Genomic DNA, 11,355 nt, shown 5'->3' with positions numbered 1-11,355 from the left:
GACGCGGCGTCGGCGCCCGGACCAGGCACTCCGGTGGGCGGCAGGGCCGGTGCGGCCACTGCTCCCTTCGGGTATGGGGGATCATGGGGCCATGGCTACCCATCTGATCACTGGAGCGGGATCCGGCATCGGCGAGGCGGTCGCACTGCGGCTGCTGGAACGCGGCGACGAGTTGTGGCTGCTGGCCCGCGACGCAGGCCGGGCACGTCAACTGGCGGCCCGCTTCGAAGGCGTCGGCGGCACGGTCCGCACCCTGGTCGGTGACCTGGCGGAACCGGAACGGCTGTCCTGGGCGCTGGGACACCAGACGCTGCCGGAGGAACTGGACTCGCTGCTGCACGTCGCCGGTGTCGTCGAACTGGGCACCGTCGCCGAACTGACCCCCAAGGTCTGGCAGGCGACGCTGGCGGCCAACCTGGTCGCCCCCGCCGAACTGACCCGGCTGCTGCTGCCCCAACTGCGCCAGGCCCGCGGTCATCTGCTGTTCGTGAACTCGGGCGCCGGGCTGCGCGCCAACCCGCAGTGGAGCGCCTACGCGGCGAGCAAGCACGGCCTCAAGGCGCTGGCGGACGCCCTGCGCGGCGAGGAGGAGCAGTACGGCATCCGGGTGACGAGCGTCTACCCGGGCCGGACCGCGACGCCCATGCAGGCGAAGGTGCACCAGCAGGAGGGCAAGGAGTACGACGCCGAGCGGTTCGTCAGCGCGGAGTCCGTCGCCGAGACGGTGCTGACCGCGCTGGACATGCCGCGCGGTACCGAGATCAGCGACCTGAGCATCCGGCCGGGTGGCCGGGCGCGGTAGCCGGTCGCGGACTCGTAGGCTGCCGGAGTGAACGACATCGCGAAGTTCAGCTGGGGACCAGCCGCCGCCACCGGAATCGGATCGATGCCCGGAGGGGACGTCCGGGAAGCGGTCCGGACGGTCGTCGGCTCGCTGGAACAGCTGCCCTACCTGCCGGAACTGCCCGCCCGCGGCCCCGGGGCCGACATGATCGGCCGCACCGCCGGCCTGCTGACCGAGCTGTACGCCCACGTGGAACCGAGCGGCTGGCGGATCAGCGACCGGCCCGGCCGGGACACCCGGCGGGCCCGGGCCTGGCTCGGGGAGGACCTGGACGCGCTGGAGGAGGCGACGCAGGGCTTCACCGGTGCCGTGAAGGTCGCCGCGGTCGGCCCCTGGACGCTGGCCGCCGCGCTGGAGCGGCGCAGCGGCGAGGCGATGCTGGGTGACGCCGGTGCCTTCCGTGACCTCGCCGCCTCGTTGGCCGACGGGCTCGCCGCACACCTCGCCGACGTGCGCCGCCGGGTGCCCGGTGCGCGTGTGGTGCTGCAACTGGACGAGCCGTCGCTCACGGCGGTGCTCACCGGGCAGGTGCGGACCGCGAGCGGCTACCGCACCCACCGGGCGGTGGACCGGGCGGTCGTCGAGGACACACTGCGCACGCTGGTGCGCGCCGCCGGCGACAGCCCGGTGGTGGTGCACTCCTGCGCGCCGCAGGTGCCGTTCGCCCTGCTGCGGCGGGCCGGCGCCACCGGCGTGTCCTTCGACGCCGCGCTGCTCACCGAGGGTGAGGACGAGGTGCTGGGCGAGGCAGTGGAGGGCGGACTCGCGCTCTTCGCCGGCGTGCTGCCCGCGGTCGAGCCGGGCTCCGGCGCGATGTCCGACCCTGCCGGTAGCGTCATGGGTGTCAGGTCGCTGTGGCGCAGGTTGGGGCTGGCGCCCGGACTCCTCGCGGAGTCCGTGGTGGTCACCCCTGCCTGCGGTCTCGCGGGTGCCTCGCCGGCATACGCCCGGGAGGCGCACGCCCACTGCGTCCGGGCGGCGAGATCGCTCGCAGACAACCCTGAGTAACGGGAGGACGTAACGGTGGCTGCCGAACAGGACGCAGCAGTGCCCGCCGAGGCGCGGGAGACCCACATGCGACTGGCGGAGCAGATCGAGGAGCATCGCTTCCGCTACTACGTGCGGGACGCGCCCGTCGTCAGCGACGCCGAGTTCGACCGTCTGCTGCGCCGCCTGGAGGCGCTGGAGGAGCAGTACAGCGAGCTGCGCACCCCCGACTCGCCGACGCAGAAGGTCGCCGGCAGCTACGCCACGGAGTTCACCGAGGTCGCGCACCGCGAGCGCATGCTGTCGCTGGACAACGCCTTCTCGGACGAGGAGCTGGACTCCTGGGCCGAGCGCCTCGGCCGGGAACTCGAAGGGCTGCCGCACCACTTCCTCTGCGAGCACAAGATCGACGGCCTCGCGGTCAACCTCACCTACGAGAACGGCCGGCTGACCAGGGCCGCGACCCGCGGCGACGGCCGCACGGGCGAGGACATCACCCCCAACGTCCGCACCATCGACGACATCCCGGAGCGGCTCACGGGTGAGGACGTGCCGTCCCTGGTGGAGATCCGCGGTGAGGTCTTCTTCCCGATGGCGCGCTTCCAGGAGCTCAACGCGCGGCTGGTCGCGGACGGCAAGCCGCCGTTCGCCAACCCGCGCAACGCCGCCGCCGGCTCGCTCCGGCAGAAGGACCCGAAGGTCACCGCGTCCCGGCCGCTGCGCATGCTGGTGCACGGCATCGGCGCTCTGGAGGGCATGGCGCTCGACCGGCTCAGCCACGCCTACGAGCTGCTCAGGGGCTGGGGCCTGCCCACCTCCGACCACAACCGGGTGGTCGACTCCATGGCGGGCGTCAGGGAGTTCATCGCCGAGTCCGGCCGGCGCCGGCACGCGCTGGAGCACGAGATCGACGGCGCGGTGGTCAAGCTCGACGAGATCCCGCTCCAGGGGCGGTTGGGCTCCACCTCCCGGGCGCCGCGCTGGGCCATCGCCTGGAAGTTCCCGCCCGAGGAGGTCAACACCAGGCTGCTCGACATCCGGGTCGGCGTCGGCCGCACCGGCCGGGTCACGCCCTACGCCGTGGTGGAGCCGGTCATGGTCGCCGGCTCCGAGGTGGAGTTCGCCACCCTGCACAACCAGGAGGTGGTGAAGTCCAAGGGAGTACTGATCGGCGACACCGTCGTGCTGCGCAAGGCCGGCGACGTCATCCCCGAGATCCTCGGCCCGGTCGCGGACCTCCGCGACGGCAGCGAGCGCGAGTTCGTGATGCCGGCCGAGTGCCCCGACTGCGGCAGCGCGCTGCGCCCCATGAAGGAGGGCGACATCGACCTGCGCTGCCCCAACGCCCGTTCCTGCCCCGCGCAGTTGCGGGAGCGGCTGTTCTACCTCACGGGCCGCAAGAGCCTCGACATCGAGAACTTCGGCTACGTGGTGGCGACGGCCCTCACCCAGCCGCTGGAGCCGTCCGAACCGCCTCTGCGGGACGAGGGCGGCCTCTTCGACCTCACGGTCGAGCAGCTGCTGCCGATCAAGTCCTACGTGCTCGACCCGGACAGCGGGCTGCCCAAGCGGGACCCGGAGACGGGCGAGGAGAAGGTCGTCACGCTGTTCGCCAACCAGAAGGGCGAGCCGCGCAAGAACACCCTCGCCATGCTGGAGCACATCCAGGAGGCGAAGAACCGCCCGCTTGCCCGCGTCATCACCGGCCTGTCCATCCGGCACGTGGGCCCGGTGGCGGCCGAGGCCCTGGCCCGGGGCTTCCGCTCGCTGGACCGGATCGCGGAGGCCGACGAGGCGGAACTCGCCGCCACCGAGGGCGTCGGCCCGACGATCGCCGCCTCCGTCAAGGACTGGTTCGCCGAGCCGTGGCACCGCGACATCGTCGAGCGCTGGCGGGCCGCCGGTGTGCGCATGGAGGAGGAGGGCGGCGAGGACACCGGGCCGCGCCCGCTGGAGGGCCTGACCGTGGTGGTCACCGGCACGCTGGAGTCGCACACCCGGGACGGCGCGAAAGCGGCACTGCAGGAACTCGGCGCGAAAGTCACCGGTTCCGTTTCCAAGAAGACCTCCTTCGTGGTGGTCGGCGAGAATCCCGGTTCCAAGTACGACAAAGCAGTGCAGGCGAAGGTGCCCATTCTCGACGAGCGGGGATTCGCCGTACTTCTGGAGAGCGGCCCCGACGCGGCGCGGGAAAACGCCGTGAACCCGCCGGAGTGACGGCGCCGCTGCCGCCGCCCGATGTTCGAATCGCGTACGAGGGTCTTTCGAATCGCGCGTCGGCAGCGGGTTCCGTACTGCGAACACGGCCGCGCCGCATCTGACGGGCCGGCAGGTCGCGCAGGTCCGCATTCGGGCAACCCCGGCCGATCGCTGCCCTCTTGCCGATCCGCGGCCTAGTGTGGATACGTGCGCCTGCCGTGGCGTGGGCACCGACGGGCCTTGAGAGGGACGCGCATGCAGCAGACACCTGAGGAGCGGGGGCGAGCCGGCCTTCCACAGGGTCGTGCGCACGTTCCGCGGGGAGAAGCAGCCGGTCTCGCGCGCCGCGTCGGGCAGTTGGCCGCGGCAGCGGCGCCCGGACTTCCGGCGTGCGGTGCCGGTGCCGCCGCCCTCGCCCTGGCCGTCGGCGTCTACCGGGTGTTCGACCAGGGCCGGTCCCTCTTCCCCGGCGGCACCGTCGGCTGGGCATTCGCCGCGCTGACGGGGCTCATCGTCGCCCATCTCGTCGCGCTCGGCCGGGACCGCTGGTGGGGCGGCACCGGCTCGGGTGCCGCGCTCACCCTGGCGATCCTGCTGCTCTACGGCTGGGTGCCCGCCACCCTGGTCAGCCTGGCCGTGGTGTTCTTAGTCGGTACCGCCCGCCACCACCGCTGGCGGCAGGCCCTCGTGCACGGCGCCGCGGACATACTGGGCATCGGGGCCTCCGCCCTGACCATGGCCGCGTTCGGCACCCACCCGTCGGTCGAGTTCCCCTGGACACCCGCCGACTGGCAGTGGTCCGCGCTGCCCGAGGTGCTCATCGCCGCCGGCACCTACCTGCTCGTCACCCGGCTGCTGCTGTGGTACTGCCTGACCCCGCGCGGCGGCCTGCCCACCGCCACCCGCACCGCGCTGATCCGCCAGGGCCTGGTCTGCGTCGCGCTGCTGTGCATCTCGCCGCTCGTCGTGGTCGTCGCCGTGCACATGCCGGTGCTGCTGCCGCTGTTCGCCGTGCCGCTGATCGCCCTCGACTCCACCCTGTGGATCGCCCGGGCCAGAGCCGAGGAGCAGCTCCGCGACCCGCTGACCAAACTGCCCAACCGGCTGTGGCTGATGGAACGCACCTGGACGGCACTCGACGAGGCGGAACGCCACGGGACCCGGGCCGCGCTGGTGCTGATAGACCTCGACCGGTTCCGGTCCGTCAACGACACCCTGGGGCACCTCGCCGGCGACCGGCTGCTGCTCCAGATCGCCGACCGGCTCCGGCTGGCCCTGCCCCGCGACGCCGAGGCGGCCCGGCTCGGCGGGGACGAGTTCGCCGTGCTGCTGCCGACCGTCGACTCCACGACCAGCGCCAAGCGCGTCGCCCGCAGCCTCGTCGCGGCGCTCAGCTCCCCGCTCGACCTGGACGGCCTCACCCTGGTGCTGGAGGCCAGCGCCGGGCTCGCCGTCTACCCCGACCACGCCGGTGAGGCGGAGGGCCTGCTGCGCCGGGCCGACGTCGCGATGTACGAGGCGAAGCGGGACCGCAGCGACGTCGAGGTGTACGACGCCAGCCGGGACGGCAACACCCCCGACCGGCTCGGCCTGCTGGGTGATCTGCGGCGCGCGCTGGAGGCGGGCGAGGTGGATCTGCACTACCAGCCCAAGGTCCGCTTCGACGGTGAGGTCGCCGGGCTGGAGGCCCTGGTGCGCTGGGTGCATCCCGAGCGCGGCAAGGTGCCGCCGGACGAGTTCATCGCCATAGCCGAGAGCTCCGGGCTGATGCCGCATCTCACCGAGTACGTGCTGGAGGCCGCACTGCGCCAGGTGGCGCGGTGGCGCTCGGTGGGCCTCACGGCGCCGGTCGCGGTGAACATCTCGCCGCGGGACGTGCACAGCCCCGGTTTCGCGGGCGCGGTCGCCGCCCGGCTCGCCCGGCACGGCGTACCGGCCGGCTCGCTCCAACTGGAGATCACCGAGCACGTCCTGCTGGAGGACCCGCAGCAGGCGGCCATCACCCTCGCCGGCCTCACCGGGCACGGCGTCAAGATGTCCCTCGACGACTTCGGCACCGGTTACTCCTCGCTGGTGCACCTGCGCCGCCTGCCGGTCAGTGAGCTGAAGATCGACCGTTCCTTCGTGGCCCGGCTGGCCCACGACACCCAGGACGCCGAGATCGTGCGCTGCACCGTGGACCTCGCGCACTCCCTGGGCCTGCTGGTGGTCGCCGAGGGCGTCGAGGACGACGAGACCTGGGAGCGGCTGCGCGACCTGGGGTGCGACGCGGTGCAGGGTTGGCTGGTCGCCGCGGCGATGCCGCCCGAGGAGGCCACGGTCTGGCTGCGGGCCAGGGACGGCGCGCGCCGGGCGCTGCCGCCCGGCGTGCCCGCACCCGACGCAGCGCCCGTCCCCCCGGTGGGGAAGAGCTCGGAGCAACCCGTGCAGTGACCTTCCACCGGAGTGGCCGCGGCCGGTGTCAGCCCGGCCGACACGGGCCGCGGCGCGGGAGCCATAGGATTGGGGCGCACACCCGGAACACCCGGCCCACTCAGCCAAGAACCCGTAAGGATCGCTGCATGCCTGGCATCACGCGCGAGGAGGTCGCCCACCTCGCTCGGCTGGCGCGCCTGGAGCTGTCCGGTGAAGAGCTAGAGCACTTCGCCGGACAGCTCGACGACATCATCGGAGCGGTCGCGACCGTCTCCGAGGTCGCCTCCGAGGACGTACCGCCGACCTCCCACCCGCTGCCGCTGACCAACGTCATGCGCCCGGACGAGGTCCGTCCGAGCCTGACTCCCCAGCAGGCGCTCTCCGGAGCGCCCGCCCAGGAGCAGCAGCGATTCAAGGTGCCGCAGATCCTGGGTGAGGAGTGAACGACATGGCCGATCTGACCAGGCTCACCGCAGCCGAGACCGCAGCGCGCATCGCCGCAGGCGAGGTCACCGCCGTGGAGGTCGCCGAGGCGCACCTCGCACGGGTGGAGGCCGTCGACGAGAAGGTGCACGCCTTCCTGCACGTCGACCGGGAGGGCGCGCTCGCCACCGCCCGCGAGGTGGACGCCAAGCGTGCCCGGGGCGAGAAGCTGGGCCCGCTGGCCGGCGTGCCGCTCGCCCTGAAGGACATCTTCACCACCGAGGGCGTGCCGACCACGGTCGGCTCCAAGATCCTCGAAGGCTGGATCCCGCCGTACGACGCCACCGTCACCAAGCGGCTCAAGGACGCCGACGTGGTGATCCTCGGCAAGACCAACATGGACGAGTTCGCCATGGGGTCCTCCACCGAGAACAGCGCCTACGGCCCCACCGGCAACCCGTGGGACCTCACCCGCATCCCCGGCGGCTCCGGTGGTGGCTCGGCCGCCGCGCTGGCCTCCTTCCAGGCGCCGCTGGCCATCGGCACCGACACCGGCGGCTCGATCCGGCAGCCCGCGGCCGTCACCGGCACGGTCGGCGTCAAGCCCACGTACGGCGGCGTGTCCCGCTACGGCATGGTCGCGTTCTCCTCGTCGCTCGACCAGGGCGGCCCCTGCGCCCGCACGGTGCTCGACGCGGCACTGCTGCACGAGGTCATCGCCGGGCACGACCCGATGGACTCCACGTCCGTCGACGCGCCGGTGCCGCCGGTCGTCGAGGCGGCCCGCAGCGGCGAGGTCCGCGGCATGCGGATCGGCGTCGTCACCGAGCTGTCCGGTGAGGGCTACCAGGACGGCGTGATGCAGCGCTTCAACGAGTCGGTGGAGCTGCTGCGGGAGCTGGGCGCCGAGATCGTCGAGGTCTCCTGCCCGGCGTTCACCAAGGCGCTCGCCGCCTACTACCTGATCGCGCCCAGCGAGTGCTCGTCGAACCTCGCCCGGTTCGACGCGATGCGCTACGGCCTGCGGGTCGGCGACGACGGCACCCGCTCCGCGGAGGAGGTCACCGCCCTCACCCGCGAGGCCGGCTTCGGCGACGAGGTCAAGCGCCGCGTCATGCTCGGCACCTACGCGCTCAGCTCCGGCTACTACGACGCCTACTACGGCTCGGCGCAGAAGGTCCGCACCCTGATCAGCCGGGACTTCGAGAGGGCCTTCGAGTCGGTGGACGTGCTGGTCTCCCCGACCACACCCACCACCGCCTTCCCGATCGGCGAGCGCGCCGACGACCCGATGGCCATGTACCTGGCCGACCTGTGCACCATCCCGTCCAACCTCGCGGGCAACTCCGCCATGTCGCTGCCCTGCGGCCTGGCCCCCGAGGACGGGCTGCCGGTGGGCCTGCAGATCATCGCGCCCGCCATGGCCGACGACCGTCTCTACCGGGTCGGCGCGGCCGTCGAGGCCGCGTTCCAGTCCCGGTGGGGTCACCCGCTGCTTGAGGAGGCACCGTCGCTGTGAGCAAACTCAGCAAGGCCAAGAACATCCGGGGCTTCCGGAAGTCCCGGCCCGGCACCTACCTGTCCATCGGCACCACCCTGTTCGGTGCGGTGAGCGTCGTGAAGCAGGCCAGGAACGCCCGCTTCGAGAAGGACACGCTCCAGCTCATCGACGCGGTCGTCTCCGCCGCCGCCATCGCCACCGGCGTCGCGCTGCTCGTGCGCGAGCTGCGCCGCGCGGCCGACGGCGACATCCTCGCGGACGACTGACGCGGACCCTGCGAAAGGCACTTCTGTCGTGACTGTCATTGACCTGGTGTCGTACGAGGACGCGTTGGCGACCTACGACCCCGTCATGGGCCTCGAGGTCCACGTGGAACTCGGCACCAGGACCAAGATGTTCTGCGGGTGCTCCACGACCCTCGGAGCCGACCCCAACTCCCAGACCTGCCCGACCTGTCTGGGTCTGCCCGGCTCGCTCCCGGTCGTCAACGCGACCGGTGTCGAGTCGGCCGTCAGGATCGGTCTCGCCCTGCACTGCGAGATCGCCGAGTGGTGCCGGTTCGCCCGGAAGAACTACTTCTACCCGGACATGCCGAAGAACTTCCAGACCTCCCAGTACGACGAGCCGATCGCCTTCAACGGCTACCTGGACGTCCAGCTGGAGGACGGCGAGGTCTTCCGGGTGGAGATCGAGCGCGCCCACATGGAGGAGGACACCGGCAAGTCGCTGCACGTCGGCGGCGCCACCGGCCGCATCCACGGCGCGTCCCACTCGCTGCTGGACTACAACCGGGCCGGCATCCCGCTGATCGAGATCGTCACCAAGCCGATCACCGGCGCAGGCGCGCGCGCCCCCGAGGTCGCCAAGGCCTACGTCGCCGAACTGCGGGAACTCATCCGGGCGCTCGGGGTGTCCGAGGCCCGCATGGAGATGGGCCAGATGCGCTGCGACGTCAACCTGTCGCTGCGTCCGCACGGCCGGGAGAAGTTCGGCACCCGCAGCGAGACGAAGAACGTCAACTCGCTGCGCAGCGTCGAGCGCGCCGCCCGGTTCGAGATCCAGCGGCACGCCGCGGTCCTCAACGGCGGCGGCACGATCGTCCAGGAGACCCGCCACTTCCACGAGGAGGACGGCAGCACCACCTCGGGCCGCGTCAAGGAGGAGGCGGAGGACTACCGCTACTTCCCCGAGCCCGACCTGGTGCCCGTCGCACCCACCCGCGAGTGGGTCGAGGAACTCCGCGGCACGCTTCCGGAACTGCCGCGGCTGCGCCGCAAGCGGCTCCGGGAGGAGTGGGGCGTCTCCGAGCACGAGATGCAGTCGGTGCTCAACGCCGGCGCGATCGACCCGATCGTGGCGACGATCGAGGCCGGCGCGCCCGCCGACCAGGCCCGCAAGTGGTGGATGGGCGAACTCGCCCGGAACGCCAACGAGACGGGCCGCGACCTGACCGCGCTGCCGATCACTCCCGAGCAGGTCGCCCGGGTGTGCGCGTTGGTCGCCGAGGGCTCGCTCAACGACAAGCTGGCCCGGCAGACCATCGAGGGTGTGCTCGCCGGTGAGGGCACCCCGGACGAGGTCGTGGAGAAGCGCGGCCTGAAGGTCGTCTCCGACGACGGTGCGCTCGGCGCCGCCGTGGACGAGGCCATCGCCGGCAACCCGGCCATCGCGGACAAGATCCGGTCCGGCAAGGTCGCCGCGGCCGGCGCGCTCGTCGGCGCGGTCATGAAGGCCACCCGAGGGCAGGCCGACGCGGCCCGGGTGCGTGAGCTGATCCTGGAGAAGCTCGGCGCCGAGGGCTGAGACCTCCCGCACGTCCGCGGTCCCCACTCCCCGACGCAGGGGGCGGGGACCGCGTCGTGTGTGCTCCCGGCTTCCGCGCGTGCGGACGTGCGGGCCGGGCGGTCGGGCCGCCGCGGGGGTCGACCACGCGGGTGGGTGCCTACCGTGGCTCGGACGCGATCTGGATCAGGTTGCCGCAGGTGTCGTCGAAGACGGCAGTGGTGACGGGGCCCGTTTCCAGGGGTTCCTGTGTGAAGCGGACGCCGAGACCGTGCAGCCGCCGGTACTCCGCCCGCACGTCGTCGACGGCGAACTGGGCGAGCGGGATGCCGTCCTTGACGAGCGCGTCGCGATAGGGCTTGACGGCCGGGTGGCCGGCCGGTTCGAGCAGCAGCTCGACGCCGTCGGGCTCCTCAGCCGGGACGACGGTCAGCCACCGGTCCTCACCCACCGGCACGTCGTGCTTCTTCACGAAGCCGAGGACCTCCGTGTAGAAGCGTTCGGCCTTGGCCTGGTCGTCGACGAAGACGCTGGTCAGATGGATCTTCATGGGGTGCTCTTCTCTGGTCCTGAGGTGTCGGGCACGGGCCATCGCTCGGCTATCCGCCGCAGCGGAGCGGTGTTCAGGTCGTGGAACTTGTAGCGGCCCTCCCGCCGGGTCTCGACGAGTCCGGCGGCCTCCAGCACGGCGAGGTGCTGGGAGACCCCCTGGCGCGAGATGCCGAGTCGGTGCTTCGTGCTCAGTCGCGCGCAGATCTCGAACAGCGTCTGCCCGGACTGCTCCGTCAGCTCGTCGAGAATGACGCGGCGGGTGGGGTCGGCCAGGGCTTTGAACAGGTCGTCGGGCACGGCCTCAGAATAGGCAAGCAATCACTTGCCTGTCGAGTCGGGTGCTGCCGTGTCCCCAGTCGGCCCGCCGGCCGGGTAAGGCCCCAGAGCCCTCCGGTGTGGGCAGTTGCCCGATGCGCGGACACCTCCTCAGCGCGCAGTCTCGGTACACGTCAGGCACCCGACGCCACCCCGGCAGTACCGCCGGGGACCGGCAGGGCGCGACGCGGACAGGGGAGCAACCGTGTACCAGGACATTTTGGGAGTACAAGCGAGGATGGAGCAGCTGCACCGGGAGGCCGCGTCGGAGCGGCTGGCCGCCGAGGCGGTCGCAGCCGCGGCGCGGGACGCCGAGCAGGGGCGGCAACCGTGCGAG

The 11,355-nt window shown here is 72.1% G+C and carries 10 protein-coding genes; 8 read left to right on the top strand and 2 right to left on the bottom strand.

What is annotated here, in order from left to right; genetic code table 11:
• Window positions 1-91 precede the first annotated feature (91 nt).
• The 8 genes from ACYVE9_RS06945 (at window position 92) to gatB (ending at window position 10,172) form a co-directional block, all read left to right on the top strand.
• Window positions 92-802: an SDR family oxidoreductase gene (locus ACYVE9_RS06945; protein WP_461026844.1), complete on the top strand. Its 711-nt coding sequence runs from the start codon at window positions 92-94 to the stop codon at window positions 800-802.
• 36 nt (window positions 803-838) lie between these two features.
• Window positions 839-1,852 (top strand): methionine synthase, encoded by a 1,014-nt coding sequence (locus ACYVE9_RS06940; protein WP_461026845.1) that lies wholly within the window; start codon window positions 839-841, stop codon window positions 1,850-1,852.
• A 15-nt stretch (window positions 1,853-1,867) separates the two neighbouring features.
• Complete coding sequence (gene ligA, locus ACYVE9_RS06935; protein WP_461026843.1) at window positions 1,868-4,048, top strand: NAD-dependent DNA ligase LigA; 2,181 nt, start codon at window positions 1,868-1,870, stop codon at window positions 4,046-4,048.
• A 237-nt stretch (window positions 4,049-4,285) separates the two neighbouring features.
• Window positions 4,286-6,463 carry a putative bifunctional diguanylate cyclase/phosphodiesterase gene (locus ACYVE9_RS06930; protein WP_461026842.1) on the top strand — a complete coding sequence of 726 codons (2,178 nt, stop codon included), beginning with the start codon at window positions 4,286-4,288 and terminating at the stop codon, window positions 6,461-6,463.
• A gap of 128 nt (window positions 6,464-6,591) precedes the next feature.
• On the top strand, window positions 6,592-6,888 hold the full coding sequence (gene gatC / locus ACYVE9_RS06925) for an Asp-tRNA(Asn)/Glu-tRNA(Gln) amidotransferase subunit GatC (RefSeq protein WP_461026841.1): 297 nt from the start codon (window positions 6,592-6,594) through the stop codon (window positions 6,886-6,888).
• A gap of 5 nt (window positions 6,889-6,893) precedes the next feature.
• The gene (gatA, locus tag ACYVE9_RS06920; protein ID WP_461026840.1) at window positions 6,894-8,387 is read left to right on the top strand and encodes an Asp-tRNA(Asn)/Glu-tRNA(Gln) amidotransferase subunit GatA; all 1,494 of its coding nucleotides are present in this window, start codon (window positions 6,894-6,896) and stop codon (window positions 8,385-8,387) included.
• Window positions 8,384-8,635 carry a hypothetical protein gene (locus ACYVE9_RS06915; protein WP_461026839.1) on the top strand — a complete coding sequence of 84 codons (252 nt, stop codon included), beginning with the start codon at window positions 8,384-8,386 and terminating at the stop codon, window positions 8,633-8,635. The genes gatA and ACYVE9_RS06915 overlap by 4 nt, the downstream gene beginning before the upstream one ends.
• Before the next feature lie 28 nt (window positions 8,636-8,663).
• Complete coding sequence (gatB, locus tag ACYVE9_RS06910) at window positions 8,664-10,172, top strand: Asp-tRNA(Asn)/Glu-tRNA(Gln) amidotransferase subunit GatB (RefSeq protein WP_461026838.1); 1,509 nt, start codon at window positions 8,664-8,666, stop codon at window positions 10,170-10,172.
• 139 nt (window positions 10,173-10,311) lie between these two features.
• On the opposite strand, the gene ACYVE9_RS06905 is transcribed toward gatB, so the two are convergent.
• Together ACYVE9_RS06905 and ACYVE9_RS06900 are read right to left on the bottom strand one after the other, a co-directional pair.
• Window positions 10,312-10,701 carry a VOC family protein gene (locus ACYVE9_RS06905; protein WP_461026837.1) on the bottom strand — a complete coding sequence of 130 codons (390 nt, stop codon included), beginning with the start codon at window positions 10,699-10,701 and terminating at the stop codon, window positions 10,312-10,314.
• On the bottom strand, window positions 10,698-11,000 hold the full coding sequence (locus tag ACYVE9_RS06900) for an ArsR/SmtB family transcription factor (RefSeq protein ID WP_461026836.1): 303 nt from the start codon (window positions 10,998-11,000) through the stop codon (window positions 10,698-10,700). Before ACYVE9_RS06900 ends, ACYVE9_RS06905 begins: the two co-directional genes overlap by 4 nt.
• Window positions 11,001-11,355 lie beyond the last annotated feature (355 nt).

Source organism: Streptomyces sparsus, from assembly GCF_054776295.1.
Note: the sequence above shows the minus strand (reverse complement) of the source record. Positions and strands in the feature narration are given on the sequence as shown.